The 15,772-nt window shown below is 34.7% G+C and carries 14 protein-coding genes; 10 read left to right on the forward strand and 4 right to left on the reverse strand.

Going from position 1 to position 15,772, the window contains the following annotated elements; translation table 11 throughout:
- The first annotated feature begins 138 nt into the window (after positions 1–138).
- From KMW28_RS16880 to KMW28_RS16900, 5 genes are all read left to right on the forward strand, one after another.
- A complete protein-coding gene (locus KMW28_RS16880; RefSeq protein WP_169662820.1) occupies positions 139–558 on the forward strand; it encodes a (4Fe-4S)-binding protein in 420 nt (139 codons plus the stop codon).
- Positions 559–750: 192 nt separating this feature from the next.
- Positions 751–3,174, forward strand: coding sequence for an AAA family ATPase (locus KMW28_RS16885; RefSeq protein WP_169662821.1), 2,424 nt, complete (start codon positions 751–753; stop codon positions 3,172–3,174).
- 45 nt (positions 3,175–3,219) lie between these two features.
- A complete protein-coding gene (locus tag KMW28_RS16890; protein ID WP_066212539.1) occupies positions 3,220–4,299 on the forward strand; it encodes a hypothetical protein in 1,080 nt (359 codons plus the stop codon).
- Between the two features lie 131 nt (positions 4,300–4,430).
- Positions 4,431–4,805, forward strand: coding sequence for a n-acetylglutamate synthase (locus KMW28_RS16895; RefSeq protein ID WP_169662822.1), 375 nt, complete (start codon positions 4,431–4,433; stop codon positions 4,803–4,805).
- 247 nt (positions 4,806–5,052) lie between these two features.
- Entirely contained in the window at positions 5,053–5,652 is a 600-nt protein-coding gene (locus tag KMW28_RS16900) for a superoxide dismutase (protein ID WP_066212533.1), read from the forward strand.
- A 70-nt stretch (positions 5,653–5,722) separates the two neighbouring features.
- Here KMW28_RS16900 and KMW28_RS16905 read toward each other — a convergent pair whose 3' ends face one another.
- The 4 genes from KMW28_RS16905 to KMW28_RS16920 form a co-directional block, all read right to left on the reverse strand.
- The gene (locus KMW28_RS16905; protein WP_169662823.1) at positions 5,723–7,732 is read right to left on the reverse strand and encodes a tetratricopeptide repeat protein; all 2,010 of its coding nucleotides are present in this window, start codon (positions 7,730–7,732) and stop codon (positions 5,723–5,725) included.
- 754 nt (positions 7,733–8,486) lie between these two features.
- Positions 8,487–9,467 carry a polyprenyl synthetase family protein gene (locus KMW28_RS16910; protein WP_169662824.1) on the reverse strand — a complete coding sequence of 327 codons (981 nt, stop codon included), beginning with the start codon at positions 9,465–9,467 and terminating at the stop codon, positions 8,487–8,489.
- A gap of 78 nt (positions 9,468–9,545) precedes the next feature.
- Positions 9,546–10,274: a gliding motility-associated ABC transporter permease subunit GldF gene (gene gldF / locus KMW28_RS16915; RefSeq protein WP_169662825.1), complete on the reverse strand. Its 729-nt coding sequence runs from the start codon at positions 10,272–10,274 to the stop codon at positions 9,546–9,548.
- A gap of 15 nt (positions 10,275–10,289) precedes the next feature.
- Positions 10,290–10,919 (reverse strand): DUF4251 domain-containing protein, encoded by a 630-nt coding sequence (locus KMW28_RS16920; RefSeq protein WP_169662826.1) that lies wholly within the window; start codon positions 10,917–10,919, stop codon positions 10,290–10,292.
- A 295-nt stretch (positions 10,920–11,214) separates the two neighbouring features.
- Between KMW28_RS16920 and KMW28_RS16925 the strand changes: the two genes are divergently transcribed.
- The 5 genes from KMW28_RS16925 to KMW28_RS16945 all read left to right on the forward strand — a co-directional run bounded on the left by KMW28_RS16925 (position 11,215) and on the right by KMW28_RS16945 (position 15,760).
- Positions 11,215–11,814, forward strand: a complete 600-nt coding sequence (locus tag KMW28_RS16925) for a TetR/AcrR family transcriptional regulator (RefSeq protein ID WP_169662827.1) — start codon at positions 11,215–11,217, stop codon at positions 11,812–11,814.
- A 10-nt stretch (positions 11,815–11,824) separates the two neighbouring features.
- The gene (locus KMW28_RS16930; RefSeq protein WP_169662828.1) at positions 11,825–12,469 is read left to right on the forward strand and encodes a TMEM175 family protein; all 645 of its coding nucleotides are present in this window, start codon (positions 11,825–11,827) and stop codon (positions 12,467–12,469) included.
- A 66-nt stretch (positions 12,470–12,535) separates the two neighbouring features.
- On the forward strand, positions 12,536–13,291 hold the full coding sequence (locus KMW28_RS16935) for a ParA family protein (protein WP_066212520.1): 756 nt from the start codon (positions 12,536–12,538) through the stop codon (positions 13,289–13,291).
- Between the two features lie 23 nt (positions 13,292–13,314).
- Positions 13,315–13,584 carry a ribbon-helix-helix domain-containing protein gene (locus KMW28_RS16940; RefSeq protein WP_169662829.1) on the forward strand — a complete coding sequence of 90 codons (270 nt, stop codon included), beginning with the start codon at positions 13,315–13,317 and terminating at the stop codon, positions 13,582–13,584.
- Positions 13,585–13,603: 19 nt separating this feature from the next.
- Complete coding sequence (locus KMW28_RS16945) at positions 13,604–15,760, forward strand: FG-GAP-like repeat-containing protein (protein ID WP_169662830.1); 2,157 nt, start codon at positions 13,604–13,606, stop codon at positions 15,758–15,760.
- The last annotated feature ends 12 nt before the right edge of the window (positions 15,761–15,772 follow it).

Here is a 15,772-nt window from a genome sequence, read left to right on the forward strand (position 1 = left end):
TTTGTCTAGAGGAATAGTTTCAAAAAACTCTAGTCATTAAATAGCTTGAATAAGAAATTATTATCAGTTAAATTATGTAGATGAATCATTTCGACATCAAATAAACATAAATTATTTTAAAACAACACAAAAACTACTATGAGCGAATCATCAAAAAGTAAAATTTATAGTACCGACGAAGTAAAAGTACGTTGGAAACCTGATGCATGTATTCATGCAAAAAAATGTCAGGCGCTACCCGAAGTTTTCAATCCCAACAACCGACCTTGGATAGATTTGTCTTTAGCAGCAACGAATGAAATCATCAAAACTGTCAAAACTTGTCCTTCGGGAGCTTTAACTTTAGTTGGAGAGGAAAAAGAATCTACAGGTGGTGATGTAAAAATTACAGTACTAAAAGATGGACCTGTATTGGTAAAAGGAAACTTAGAGGTATCAATTGCAGGAAAAACAGAAAACATGTCGAATAAGCAAATTGCACTTTGCAGATGTGGAGCATCAGAAAACAAACCTTATTGCGACGGAAGCCACACAAAGATTGGATTTACAGCAGATTAAAAGAGAGAACACTGCAGGTATAATTTATTGAATTAATTAAAGATTTACATTTGTTTAACATATGTTATTCAGTTATCTTTGAAGTCAGAAGAAACCTAATGCAATAGAATATAGCTGCAGATCTTTTTTCACGTTGTATGCCTTACAAACCCAAATAGGCATATCTTTTAAACTGATTTAATAAACCAACCTATGGCCAATATAAAAAGTCTTACTTTAGAGAACTTCAGGGTTTTTAAGGAAAGTACTACGTTTAATTTTTCCCCTATCAATGTACTTACTGGTACAAATAGTAGCGGTAAAAGTTCTTTGTTTAAAGCATTGCTATTGCTTCAGGACAATGGGAAAAAGAACCGTTTAGAGGAACTAGACTTTAGAGGACCTTATCATAACTTAGGTAATATCGATAAAGCTAGAAATCACGATACTGATCCATCTAAACCAATAAGTTTTACTTTGGAGTTTGCTCCTCAACCTGGAGTAGCCCCATTTAAAAAGTTTGAACTCGGCCAAAGGGAAATTTCTATAGCATATACTGATCTAGAAGGTGTAGAATCCTTTTCGGATTTAATGCAAAAACCCAATTGGAAAAATTGGATGTACTTCCTAAGAGGAGTACTTATTAACCGTTCCCAAGATATGATTCGCCACATTCAGCATTTAACAAGAAATGGTGAAATTGAGTATTCGGGAACTATAAAAGCGATTCTTCATAAGCTTTTAAATATTGCCTTCGAGCATAGAATTACTGTCGATAATATCGAAAAGCTATTTGGAGAGGCAGCCAAGGTGGTGAATCACTTACAGAACTTGGATATTCCAATTGATGTAGCACAACATATTCCTCCCACCATAGACAGAGCTTTTTTCTCGGATATCATCAAAAAAGCATGGTACAAAAAGCATAGAGCACACGAACTTATCGGTATTAGAAAGTTGGTGCACTTAACAGATGCTAAACCAACGCCTAAAAGAAACGAAGAAGAAACAAGGATCAATAACGAACGTTGGAGAAACCTTATCGATAAGAATAATGTCACTGATGTAGAAGAGTTAAAATCTGCTTTAGTTTCTTGGTTGGAAATGGATATTCCAATGTCTTCTCTTGTTCGTGATATTTTGAATATCAAAGACAAAGACATTGTTTATTCTGTAAAACCTGTTGGAGTAAACACTACTGAACGCCTATTCTTAGAAATTAAATACGATAGTGTAGAAGGAAAGCTTTGTAACATTAGTTTATCCTATTCAGAACGATTTACCGGAAAAAGAAAATTACTATATACTCCTTTAAGTAACGGTGCTTTACATTATGTAGGTAGCGAAAACGGCAACTCCTATCTATTAGCTGCCGGTCAAAGAGGAGAATACTATAAAACTGATGGAGAGATTCCTGTATTCACAAGTTTCTTCGACATTCAGAATTTATATGAATATGGGGCGATGCTTCATTTAGACAGTCCTATCAAAAAGTTCTTTAGTATTGATAGAAAAAAACTAAAGGAGAAAACAGGTTGGGAAGATGAAGCTAAAGTTTCGGCTATAGAAGAAGTGATTCATAAGAGAGTATTATTGCTTTTGGGTACTCGCTTGAATGCCTATATGACGGAACATCAATCCAAAATCAAAAAAATAAATCTCTTCTCAGCAGACCAATTGATAAAGTTTTTTGGTGAAAGAAAAGAAGATGGTTCAGGCTTTAAATTAGCCTCACTTGGCTTTTTATTAAGAGATGTTCCATTACTCAATACAGAAGATCGAAAACTTTTGGCGATCTCACCTTCAGAAAATAACATGGAGGCATTGGATCAATTGCCAGAACTTCCTTTGAGTTCACAAGAGTTTCATCAACTGTTTGAAATTAATATTGATGAGGTCCTCGAAGAAGGTTTCCTCCACTTTATTGAAGAGGGAATGAAGGGTGTGAAACATATCTTTAAAAGTTGCGGAAAGCTATTCAACTTTGGATTGTTAGAAGCCCAAAGAGGTAGCACAAAACGAATAATGTTACATACAGAATCGAGTGTTCTCAGTCAGTTACTATTTGATTTTGCCAAAGATGCGGATCAAAAAGCCAAAGACTTTGTGAATTTCTGGATTCGTGAGTTCGAGATTGGTAATGAAATTGAAATCAACTCTGTAAAAGGTATTGCTTCTGATGTGGTCATCAAAAATAAAAAAGGGCATGCCTTGGATTTGGCCGATTTAGGGTACGGTATTTCTCAGTTATTACCTATTCTTTTAAAGATTGCTTTAAACAATCACCGATCACTTCTGATAGAAGAACCGGAAACCAATCTTCATCCGAAGATGCAATCGAAATTGGCCGATTTAATCATCGACGCTTCTTACAGATATCAAACGAGCTTCCTATTGGAAACTCATTCAGAATATTTAATTAGAAAATTACAATACTGGACGGCTAAACGTAAGATTACCCCTTACGAGTCGAAGGTGTACTACTTATATAACCCGGAGAAAGTACCGGAAGGGAAATCTCAAGTGCAATTGCTCAACATACAGCAAGACGGAGAGTTGGATAACGAGTTCGGAGAAGGATTCTTCGATGAGGCGGACAACATTGCTATCGAGCTTTTCCACTTAAAACAAATGTAGAAAGGAGAAGAGTTTTCTAAACTTTTTATCCAAAACAAGATTAACATGGAAAGAATAACAACCTACGCAAATATAAATTCACTGACTGCTTTTTTTGCAAAGAGACCATCTATTGAAGATGAATTGGACGATATGGAGTGGAGCCGATCGTGGATGGATTTCTATTCGTTTATCAACAAACAAGCTGATTTAAGATTAGATGTAGATCCTACTCAACTTTCAATGATGAGTAAGACCAACCCCTATATTAAAAAGATGTTGAAAAATGCTTCTTCCGGAGGATCGTCTTTACGATGTGAAAAAGAGGCATTCGATCACTTAGATAAAGTGAGTGAACAAAGCATGCCTCAAACTTTATTCTTCTTAGATAAGAGTAATAAGGAATGTGAGGAGATTGAAAATCAATATGGATTAATCACTTTAAACCCAACAAGAGTACGTTACAAAGCGGGATTCATGTTCAATTGGTCATTGTACAATGTCACAAAAGACCGTGGCGCCGTAAAACGATTCGAAAAATGGTCACAATTGGAACGTTTCCGACACCCTCACAATTCAATGATCGTGATCGATAACTATCTTTTAAAAGATTTGGGAGAGATGGAAGAGAACTTAATTCCAATGTTAGATGCATTACTTCCAGAAAAACTAGACGCAAGAACGTATCAGTTAACACTGGTTGGAGTGGATTTAAGAGATAAACCTGCATCAATGAAAAAGTACATTGAGTGGGAATTGAAAAATAAGCTGAAACGATCGTATGAGATTGAAGTTTGTGTGGTAAAAACGGAGAGTAATAAAAACCATGATAGAAATATTATCACTAACTATCTATGGCTACATTCTGGACACTCCTTCACTTACGTGAGAAGAAATCAGATTAGTAAAAATACCAATTTGATGTTGTTCCCTATCTTTTATCAACAAAAAGATTTCCAATCGTATTATGAGGAAGATCCTCCAACAGAAACAAAAAGTTCTGTTTGGGAAGCTGTAAACCAAAGACTTAGAGAAGCTAGATATATTTTCAAAACTGCAAGTCAATACCCAGATGCAGTAGGTGGTGAGTTAAAAAATAGCATTCTGATAGGTAAAAAATCAGGGCAAATAGTATATTCGTCTTAATTTACACTTAAGATGAATTATACTTTTCGCGATGAGAATACTGAATGATTATTCACTGTAACAAACTTATGGTTAGAGAGTTACTGATTTTGAATAATTATTTAAGTAAATCGTGAATCAAACTCAGCACTATGAAAAAAATACATTACCACAACAAACGATTTCGAGCAGTAGTCAACTCTGACAATGGAGAAGTAGACGATCAAACTTTTTTTCACTACCGACAAGGTGGAGACGTGATTTGGGCCACTTATCACGGACCTAATATCCGAATGGGAACACTAACAGGTGTGATAAAAGAAGACGGAACGTTGGAGTTTAATTATCAACACGTCAACTTAAACAAAGAAATCATGACTGGTTTCTGTAAATCTACACCTAGTATCGACCCCGATGGTGCAATACGATTAAAAGAAGAATGGCAATGGACCAATGGCGATTTATCGTCTGGTACTTCTGAGATTGTAGAATTAGTAGAGAAAGAAAATTACAAACCGATCATTTAAATTGACATTTAGCATATGTATGTACATTCTTTAGCAATGTGCGTACAGATGTAAAGTCTTTACATATTTATTTATGTATAACTAAAAATTATACATCAATAGATTTTTTCATGGGGTAAAAGATTCGCTTTTTGATTTGAATTGTGTTAATTGCGATATCAAAAAAGTGATCTAGCTCATCATTTAGCTTTTATCGCTTTATACGGCTTTTAAACATAATCTTTAAACAATAAAAATACTTTTTAAAATGGCATTCGAATTACCATCATTACCGTATGCGTACGACGCATTAGAGCCACATTTCGACGCTCGCACAATGGAAATCCACCACTCTAAGCACCACGCTGCTTATACTTCAAAATTAAACGCAGCAATCGAAGGAACTGCAGATGCTGATAAGTCTATCGAAGACTTATTATCTGCTGACAACCTTGCAGGTGGCGTAAGAAATAACGGTGGAGGATTCTACAACCACAACTTATTCTGGACTATTTTATCTCCAAATGGAGGTGGAGCTCCAACAGGTGATCTTGCTGCAGCTATCGACTCTGCATTTGGTTCTTTCGATAAATTTAAAGAAGAATTTGCTAACGCTGCAGCGACTCGTTTCGGTTCAGGTTGGGCATGGCTTTGCGTAAAAGACGGTGCTGTTTCAGTATGTTCTACAGCAAACCAAGATAACCCACTTATGAAAGGTGAGTGTGGCGGAACTCCAATCCTAGGTCTTGACGTTTGGGAGCACGCATACTACTTAAACTACCAAAACCGTCGTCCGGATTACATCTCAGCATTCTGGAACGTAGTAAACTGGGAAGAAGTATCTAAGCGTTTTGCAGCTGCGAAATAATTAGAAAGGAAACTTTCAATATAATAAAGAGAGGCTATCTCATTCTAAATGAGATAGCCTCCTTTTCGTTTTATAACCCCATGACTAACTCTCTCAAGTTATCGTCTGCTGTTAAATCCATTTTCTTTTTAATTCTGTAAAGTGTTTTCTTCACTGCTTCTGGCGTCATATTAGAAACTGTGGCTATTTCCTTTCTTTCCATACCTACTCTTAAATAAGCACATATCTTATGATCTCTTTGTGTAAGTAATGGGTATTTTGTTTTCAATTTCTCAAAGAATCTCGGATGCACTTTTTCGAATTGATAGGTAAAATCCGACCAACTATCATCACTTAAATTGAGTTTGATGGTCTTTTTTATGTCTTTAATATCTGGAATCACTTCATCGTCTACTTTTCCAGAAAGCTTACTAATTTGATTGTTTAGTTGATCCAATAAAGTGTTACGTTCGTGCGATAACATTGTGATAGTTGCTAATTCTCTTTCTTTTAAAGCTAGTGTTTCTTCCGCTAACTCTTTTTCAGATAAACGTAGTTCACTTATTTCATTATTCTTTTTCAACAACTCAACGTTTGTTCTTTTTCTTTGCTGATAAGAACGATAAAGAGCAAGCAATATCACTAAAACTAATGCCGTGATCAAAATAGCCACATACTTTATCAATCGCTCGTTTTCTAACTGATTCTGAAATAATGCTCTTTCTTGCTCTTGTTTCAGTAGAAAACGTTCTTGTTCGTACATCAATTTAGAATTGTATTCTATTCGTGCGACCTCATTTGCTCTTTCTTGTATAAAACTTTCTGATTTCTTTTTATCAAGTTGTTCTAAATAATACAAGGCCTTTTTGTAGTTACCAAATTGTGCATTTAGTTCATACATCAATTTAAAATAGGACATTTCCGTACCCTCATTCAGACTACCATTAGATATTTTATAAGCCTCCTCCGTTAACTGATAAGCTTTTTGATAATCCTTTTGATGATAATTTATTCTCGCTAAAGCTAACTTTGAATTGGAGGTCATTCCTTTATATTTCCCCTTAGAAAGTGATAATGATCGTTGATATAAATCGATAGCTTTATCATATTCTCCTTTCTCCGCGAAATACTCTCCAGACAAATGAAACGCTTTGACTAAACCTTTTACATAACGTGAAGTTTCAAAACAAATAATACCTTCTTTAATAAAAGAATACCCACTATCTAATTGATCAAGTTCGAAATACATTTCACCAATAGTTAAATTGGTTTGACCTAATCGCTTTAAATCTTTTGTCTGTTCGTAATAATCTTTTGAGGTAGCTAATAGTTCTTTTGCTTTGGTATAATCTTTTATCGATTTATATCCACCGGCCATTATTCTATTGGTATAATGAATCATATGATCATTATTCAAATTTTGAAAAAGATATTTTGATTTACTCAACTCCTTCAAACCCTTTATCGGTTCGTGGTTATCGATCAATAAAATTCCATGACTTAAAGAATGATAAGCTATTCCCAAAGTATCTTTTGCTAGAATCGCCATTTTTGTCGCCTCGCTGAGGTAATACATGGCAGAATCTATTTGTTTTTGTTCCTTATAAATAATAGAAAGGTTACCGTAATTAAATGAACCTCCTTGAGGATCATCATAGGCTTGATAAATTTCCAGACTTTTGAAATGTGCTTTTTTAGCTTTTTCTAATTCACCATTGTGCATATATTCTATTCCTAAATCATTTATGCCTTTCGCTTGGATAAGTGCAACTTTTCGATCTAGACTATTAGATGGAATATCCAATAATTTCTCAAAAGAGCGAATGGCCCCCTTCATATTCGATTGATTCGAAAAGCGTTCACCTTCTAGAGCATAAAATAATACCTGCTCAGTGTTAGGAGTCTGATCATTTATAGTTGACCGAAGTTCATTCAATCCTTTATCTACCCTTTCGTTTTCATTATTTTTTTGTAATGAATCTAGCAACCATAGTTTTTCTATGTTAGTAGTATCTGATGTATTAGAAGCAGAAACACTTTTAGGAACACTTGAAATAAATAAAAAAGCAAAAGTAAAAAACAGCTTAGAAATAAAGTTCATAAAATAGATGTGGTAATGTCATAGTAAAAAGTGTTATGAATCTAAATATTTTAAATGATCTTTAAAAAAAAAGCCACTTTTTTCTGCTTGTCCCCCCATTGTCCCCCCTGTTTTTGAGGTTTTCAGTCAACAATCCCTCACATTTGTATTAGTCGATAACAAAGGTCGACCCCAAAAAAACAGAGATTATTACGCTACTTTATTATGACAAAAAATTCATCCAAAATGATTTATACAGTACCATTGCACAACATTGTTATAGAATAACATAATGGTATAGTTAGCCAGTTCAATTATTTAAATTTCCATTTATAAAATATATTTTCTAAGCAGAAATAAACTTTCAACTTCGTATTTATGATGGGGTACTTGAACTACTATATACAAACTTTTATAAGTTCTTGTAGGCTTTAATAATTACATGATAACTAACTACTATTTTTTTATGAGTACTATTTTTTTTCAGTACTAGTTAAGGTAAACAAATGCTGGGGGTAGGGTTCCCTCAGCATTTACTAAGACAATTAAAAAAAGAAATTAAACTCCCAACTCGTTTATAAGAAAAGTACAAATAGGTTAAAAATATGTTTACTAAAAAAACTGCGAAGAATTCATGATTAAAAATTACACAGACAGGATTTCATAGCTATTTCTCATTGCTATTTATCTATTACAAATTCCTACTAAAAAAGGGAAGCAATATGTTTTTCACATTGCTTCCCTCATTTTTTATATCGGATTAAGAGTTCTTTTTTTAATGATCTCTATTCAAAAGATACACTCCAAATTCTCTCAATAATTGTTTCTTTTCTTCAGGAACATCTAAGCGATCTAAAGCTGCAAATCCTTTATCAAAATATTCGTTGGATTTTGCTGTAGCTAATTCTTTAATGCCTAATCTATTGTAGATATCAGTCACTGCTTTCACCTTTTCAGATTTATCGAAATCAGTTGCTTCAATCCAAGCATTTAGTTCTTTTGCATCATCGCCTTGTGCTTGCTGTAAAGCATTAATCAACATCAAAGTCTTTTTGTTGGAAATGATATCTCCTCCTACTTGTTTACCGAACTTTTCTGGATCAGCATAAACATCTAGGATATCATCTTTCAGTTGGAAACCTAAACCAACATTTACACCGAACTCTTCCACCACTAAAGATTGTTCATCAGAAGCACCTCCGATTAAAGCACCAAGACGTAAAGCAAAGCCAATGAGTACTGCCGTTTTTAGGCGAATCATTTCTACATATTCTTCCTCTCCAACTGTATCTCTTTCCTCAAAGTCCATATCAAATTGCTGGCCTTCGCAGACTTCTGCAGCACATTTATTGAAAAGGTTGATAGCTTGACGTAGGATCTTATCATCTACTTGCATGATATACTCGTAGGCTTTCACCAACATCACATCACCAGAAAGAATTGCAACATTTGGGTTCCACTTTTCGTGAACAGTTACCTGTCCTCTTCGAAGTGGTGCCTCATCCATGATATCGTCGTGCATAAGGGTAAAATTATGGAAAATCTCCACGCCCATTGCAGGTGATAAAGCTTTCTTGAAATCATCATCGAAAAGATATGATCCCAATAGGGTTAAAGCAGGACGCAAACGTTTACCTCCTATTTTTAGAATATAGCGAAGGGGTTCATAAAGTGTTTCGGGTGCTTCACCAAAACGTTGTTCTTCTAGTTTGTTTGCAAGTAAAAGACCTGCCTCTTTTAAGTCGAATGATGCCATTGTATATGTTTTATAAGAAGGTCATGACCAACTTTTCTACAACTATCAAAAAATTATTTTGTTTTCAGAAGGGGCAAATTACCATTTTCTGCTACTAATTGATAACCTTGCCATGCTTAATGCTACAATTATCAGACTGCAAAAATACAGAATATCTCTAGAGTCTATTAATCCTCTACTTAATGATCTGTAATGAAAGTCTACTCCCCACAATCCTATACTGTAAGCATAATCGGATAAAGCTGGAATAGAAGCCACAGAAGATATACCATCGTAGCAGGCAAAGCAGATCATTACTGCTACAATAAAGGAGATAATTTGACTCGAAGTGATCGAGGAAGCAAATGTACCTATAGCTGCAAAACCGCCAGCTAGAAAGGCTAATCCAACGTAAGATCCTAATACCCCTGCCGTATCTATATTTCCTTTTGGTGCTCCTAATTCATACACCGAATAGTAATAAACCACTGTTGGGATCAAAGCAATTAATGCTGTAGCCCAAGCTGCTAAAAATTTACCAACTACAATCTGAGTATCCGTTAAGGGTCTGGTAAATAACAATTCTAATGTACCTGTTTTCTTTTCCTCTGCCAATCCCCTCATCGTGATGGCTGGCAATAGGAACATAAATACATAAGGTGCGATATTAAAAAGTGTATCTAAAGAAGCATAACTTCCTTCTAAAACACTTGTTTGAGGGAAAACCCACACAAACAATCCCATCATCACTAGGAAGACAGAAACTACTAAATACCCTAAAACGGCACTGAAAAAACTATTTAATTCTTTTGAAAAAATTTGCCACATATTCGACGTTACTGACTAGTATGGAGTTGCCCCTTGGAAAACACTAGACAAGTTTGTTGGAACTATATTTCCTCTAAACTTAATCTCAATATTTTCTGTTTGAGAACGTACCGAAGCATCTGCCCAGTTATCTCCACCATTTAAATTAATTCTTACTCTTGCTTGCATTATTGATCCTTGAACATTAAAAACCATGCTCAAACCACCATATTCATTTTCTTTAATTTCCAACTCAGAAATTTTACCATCTAAAGTAATACCGCCTACTCCGTTGTAGCCAACAATCCCTTCAAAACCCAACTGTACAACACAGTTTTCTTTCTCCATTTTAATAAAGTTGATGTTGTTGGTTACTTGAGCAACATTACCATAACGGTCGTATACCTGATTGGCCTGCAAAACAAATTGCTGATCTTGCATTGCTTGTTTTGCCATTGCTAAACGTGCTTGCTCTTCGGCTTTTGCTTGTTGTTTAGCTAATTCTTTCGCTTTTTTTCTTTCTTCCTTGGCTTTCTTTCTTGCCAATTTACGTTGTTCTTTTTCTGTTAATGGCTTTTCCTGTGCTTCTTGAGCAAATGCAGAAAAAGAACCCATAAATGTAAATAAAAGTAGAAAAGTAAGCGTTCTTAATAAAAAGTTTTTCATGGTTAAATCAATTAGATTATCATAATCGTACAAATATAACTCTTTCCTTTTCAATCTTTACTTCTATTCACATTTAAAGCCTTTTTTGACAAAAAATAATAGTCTATTTCTAAGTTACCATTATAAAAAGTGATGGATAAAAAAGCGAATCAAAAATTTCCTAAATCATAAAATCTACTTTTAATTTTTATCAAATATGATGGGTATTAAAAGAAAATATTTGATTTAGAACAACGGATTTCGACGATCTTGTGTATATTTAAATTGCATTATTCATTCGATCAAATAATAATCCATGAAAAATAACAGAGAACACGTTTTAAAAGTCGCTACCAAATTAATATCACAAAGAGGTTTTGATGGTGCATCTACTAGAGAAATTGCACAGACAGCCAAGGTAAGTCAAGGAATGATTAATTATTACTTTGGTTCTAAAGAGGCTTTATTGAAGGAAATTATCAACGATTATCAAGAACAAATCAATAATACAATTAAGAGCATTGTGCATTCCAATTTAGAGGGATTAGAATTTTTATCTCTTGCTAGTCGTAAATTTTTTGATCTTGGAATGAGAAATAGAGATTTAGCACGTGTTTTAATGGTAGAAGAAATGATGGAGATGAGACAAGAGGTCATCACTCAATCTGATGAGGTCGGATCATCAATTACCAATATTTTTGTCGATAAAATAGAGGAAGGAAAGAAAAATGGCACATTTAATAAAAATGCTGATTCAGAATTAATTGTTTCCTTTTTGATCAATACTTTAAACGATTACATCATCAGAGAGGAAAGGGTATATTTTAACACCCTAAAAGATCCTTATAGCGAAGCTGCACAACAACGCTTGTTGGACTTTTCTGATCATTATTTAAAAACGATGTTATCGAATTAAGTAGAATAAAATGAATAGTAAAAAGAACAATGTGATTATATCAAAAAGTTGGTTAGGGAGAATATGCCGATTAGCCGATATTATATTTGCCACTTCGATGACGATGCTTTTATTAGCTATCGACTTACCTAGAGTGGAAGATATTCATTCAAATAAAGAGTTAATCAAAGGCTTTTCTGATCAATTGCCAATACTTGGTATTTTTCTATCCACATTCGTTCTTTTAGCTGTTTATTGGTTAAAGCATACTGCCACAACGCGATTAATGAAAGGTGCGGATGCTACTTATATGTGGACCGACCTTTTTATGCTTGCTTTTGTGGCTTTATTACCTTTTTCCAATAGTTTAGCAACCGCTTTTCCTGAGTATTATATTGCTCAAGCGGCCTATTGTATCAATGTATTTCTTATTGGTTCTACAGCATTCTTTGCTTGGCGACATGCAAGTAAAAACGACCACTTATTAAAAGAACATATTGATAAAGACATTGCAGATAAAATTAGTAGCGATAGTTGGATGGAACCCTGTATCGCTTTATTCTCATTGTGCTTAGGTTATTTCTTTGTCGAATACACACAACTTCCCTTTATTTTAGTACCAATCTTATATGGTTTAAGCATAAAGTGGATGGAAAAAAGGAAGAAAGCACGCTAATTGCTAAATAAAATACAGATAAAAACGTTCTTACTAAAAGCATTAATTTTTTTAATTATACTAACAATGGCACAAGTCATATCTATCAGTAATCATAAAGGAGGAGTAGGCAAAACCACATCTGTGGTCAATTTAGGTGCGGCACTACATCAAATGGGCAAACGTGTTTTGATGGTCGATATGGACCCTCAAGCAAATTTGAGTCAGTCTTTAGGTGTTTTCGAACCCGAAAAATCTGTATACTCTCTTTTAAGAGGTTTCTGTACTATAGATGAGGCAATGAATGAACTCGAAATGGATTTATGCTTAATCCCTTCAGAATTAGATTTATCTGGAGCTGAACTGGAATTAAGTATGGAAGCCGGAAGAGAGTTTATTTTAAAAGATCATTTAGAAAAAGTTGGCGATCAGTTTGATTATATTCTAATTGATTGTCCTCCAAGTCTTGGTCTGTTAACGATTAATGCTTTTACTGCCTCCACTCAAGTTTTCTTCCCTCTTCAAGCACAGTTCTTAGCCACTCAAGGGCTTAAAAAGCTATTGGAAGTAATTGAGAAAGTGCAACAACGATTAAATAGAGATCTGCAAATTGGTGGTGTTTTTATCACACAATTCGATAAAAGAAAAGTATTGAATAGAAACGTTAGAGAGGCGATTCAAAAACATTTTGGTGATGCGCTCTTCAATACAGTAATACGTGATAATGTGGCACTTGCAGAAGCTCCATCTAAGCAAACAAACATCTTTAGATACAATTCTAAGAGTAATGGAGCGTTAGATTATTGGGAGCTTGCCCAAGAAGTATCTCAAAGACTACCTTAAATTTACACCGAAATCTCTTTATCATGGCTAAAAAAAGTTTTTCTGGAGGACTTGACTCTCTTTTAGGGGGAGCACCTTCATCAAATAATCAAAACGAAGAAAAAAAGGAAGTTCCAAAAAAAGAAGCAATACCTGCAGTAAAGGTCATACCTCAAAATTCTTCTCAGCTAAATGCACTTACAGATAAGCAAAAAAGTAAAATTAAGGCGTTGGCAGAGAAAGAAGGACGTACTGAAAATGAGATTATTCGCGAGGCTATTGCTTTTTACTTGGATTTTCAAGTAGATTTATAGTAGAATAAACCTTATGTGAATGAAAGACTATATACTAACACTGCTTATTTTATTTAATACCTTATCAATCTCAGCCCAAAACATTGGAATTGTTCCTTCTACTGAAGGAATAAAGGTATCAAAAGATGGAAAGGAGTTCATCAATCCCTTCTTTGGTGGATTGAATGCTCCTCAATTTTCTAATCTAGACCTCGATTTAGATGGCAACAACGATTTAGTAATATTCGATCGTACCTCAAGAAAAGTCTACACTTTTTTATGGAAATCGGACGATTGGATACATGCTCCAGAATATGAATTGATCTTTCCTCAAAACGTTCGCTTTTGGATGCAATTGATTGATTTTAATCAAGATGGAACAAAAGATTTAATTATTGGAGAAGAGGATGGCATCTATTTATACAAAAACACTTCTACTGGGAGTAAAGTAGCTTTTGATAAAACTCCTCAGCAATTATTCTCCACGACTTTCTCGGGGAATCCTACTCCTCTATCCTCATCCTTATCAGATACTCCGGCTATCGTAGATGTCAATAACGACGGCCTTGTAGACTTTGTCACCTTTGTACAAGGATTGGGTGGAACAGTGGAATCACACATCAATCAAGGAATTGAAAATGGCACCCCTACCTTTAAGAAGACCACCGACTTTTGGGGAAACTTCCAAGAATGTGGTGACTGTGCTACCTATATTTTTGGCAACGAACAGTGTCCTTCTAATCAGAAAATAATGCACTTGGGTGCTTCTATAACATTGCATGATGTAAATGGCAATGGTTTATATGACTTAATAATTGGAGAAAAAGAGTGTAACAACTTGGTTTTTCTTCCCAACAAAGGTACTGCCTCAGAAGCAGTATTTGATGAAGTAACAGTTAATTTCCCTGATAATCATCCTATACTATTTCCAGATTTCCCTGCCGCTTATTTCATAGATACAAACAACGATCAAGTTCAGGACATGATCATCGCTCCGAATGTGGATGAAAACGATTTAAACCTGACTGATTTCTCAAAATACATTTGGCGATACACCAATACAGGTACACCTTCTAGCCCCGTATGGACGCTTCAAGAAGAGGATTTTTTACAAAATACTGGTATTGATGTTGGGCAACGTTCCCGTCCTGCTCTATATGATGTAGATCAAAATGGGACACTCGATTTACTCATAGGTTACAGAAATGCTTATGATGCTGATGAAAACCCAATTGGTGGAGGAATTACTTACTACAAAAACATTGGAAGTAATGAAAACCCATCTTTCGAATGGGTGACCGATAATTATTTAAATATTATCGAGTGGGGAATGATTGATATTTATCCTCAAATAGTCGATTGGAATGGAGATGGAAAGTTGAACCTCATTATCAGTGGTGCAGTACCTAACAGCAATCAAGCCGGAGCCTATCTATTTGATTTTGCTACTGATTATTCTTCCGATAAGACACCACAACTTATTTATGCTCATCGTCCAGACGATGTAGTCTATTTTTATGACATCAACCAAGACGGTAAAGCAGATCTATTGCATGGTAAATTTTCGGGTAGTCTAGAGTATCATCAACAACAAGAAAATGAGTCATTTCAGTTAGAAGATGAGGCCTATTTAGGGTTATCGGGTGATATTCTTAGAAAGTATCCATCGGCATTCATTTATGACCTTAACAATGATGGAAATTTAGACCTCTTGGTTTGGGATGATTCCGGTACTCCTAGAATTTGGAGAGACTTTAAAAGTGACTCTCCCGAGTACCAAGGTCGTGCTTTTTTCTCTCCGATTGATAACGAATTTAATGCCTACACATATGGAAATAGATTAAATAGTGTAATACTAAATAACTATTTGATAACAGGTTCAGAAAGTGGTGGTATCACAATAGCAACCCTTGATGAATACGATCAGCCCTTATCCATTCCAGACAACAGTTTTAATGAAAGTGTGCTATCTGTTTATCCCAATCCTGCTTCACAAGAGGTGAAACTAAGAAACACAACCAATAATGATTTACAGATTACTATATATAATCATCTAGGGCAATACGTGGATAGGTTTATTTTAAAAGGTGAAAGTATAAAAGTAGAAAATACCCAACAATGGAGCAGAGGGGTATATTTTATTAGGGCCGTAGATAGCAACAATAGTATTCAAACATCACGTCTGATACTACAGTAATTAGTGTAATGG

Origin of the sequence: Flammeovirga yaeyamensis, assembly GCF_018736045.1 — a bacterium.
Lineage (GTDB): Bacteria > Bacteroidota > Bacteroidia > Cytophagales > Flammeovirgaceae > Flammeovirga > Flammeovirga yaeyamensis.

What these genes read in the sequence shown, in the direction of transcription:
- KMW28_RS16900 (WP_066212533.1), top strand. Translation starts at nt 5,053, where the DNA reads ATGGCATTCGAATTACCATCATTACCGTATGCGTACGACGCATTAGAG.
- KMW28_RS16885 (WP_169662821.1), top strand. Translation starts at nt 751, where the DNA reads ATGGCCAATATAAAAAGTCTTACTTTAGAGAACTTCAGGGTTTTTAAG.
- KMW28_RS16895 (WP_169662822.1), top strand. Translation starts at nt 4,431, where the DNA reads ATGAAAAAAATACATTACCACAACAAACGATTTCGAGCAGTAGTCAAC.
- KMW28_RS16905 (WP_169662823.1), bottom strand. Translation starts at nt 7,732, where the DNA reads ATGAACTTTATTTCTAAGCTGTTTTTTACTTTTGCTTTTTTATTTATT.
- KMW28_RS16925 (WP_169662827.1), top strand. Translation starts at nt 11,215, where the DNA reads ATGAAAAATAACAGAGAACACGTTTTAAAAGTCGCTACCAAATTAATA.
- KMW28_RS16910 (WP_169662824.1), bottom strand. Translation starts at nt 9,467, where the DNA reads ATGGCATCATTCGACTTAAAAGAGGCAGGTCTTTTACTTGCAAACAAA.
- KMW28_RS16940 (WP_169662829.1), top strand. Translation starts at nt 13,315, where the DNA reads ATGGCTAAAAAAAGTTTTTCTGGAGGACTTGACTCTCTTTTAGGGGGA.
- KMW28_RS16935 (WP_066212520.1), top strand. Translation starts at nt 12,536, where the DNA reads ATGGCACAAGTCATATCTATCAGTAATCATAAAGGAGGAGTAGGCAAA.
- KMW28_RS16890 (WP_066212539.1), top strand. Translation starts at nt 3,220, where the DNA reads ATGGAAAGAATAACAACCTACGCAAATATAAATTCACTGACTGCTTTT.
- KMW28_RS16920 (WP_169662826.1), bottom strand. Translation starts at nt 10,919, where the DNA reads ATGAAAAACTTTTTATTAAGAACGCTTACTTTTCTACTTTTATTTACA.
- gldF (WP_169662825.1), bottom strand. Translation starts at nt 10,274, where the DNA reads ATGTGGCAAATTTTTTCAAAAGAATTAAATAGTTTTTTCAGTGCCGTT.
- KMW28_RS16880 (WP_169662820.1), top strand. Translation starts at nt 139, where the DNA reads ATGAGCGAATCATCAAAAAGTAAAATTTATAGTACCGACGAAGTAAAA.
- KMW28_RS16945 (WP_169662830.1), top strand. Translation starts at nt 13,604, where the DNA reads ATGAAAGACTATATACTAACACTGCTTATTTTATTTAATACCTTATCA.
- KMW28_RS16930 (WP_169662828.1), top strand. Translation starts at nt 11,825, where the DNA reads ATGAATAGTAAAAAGAACAATGTGATTATATCAAAAAGTTGGTTAGGG.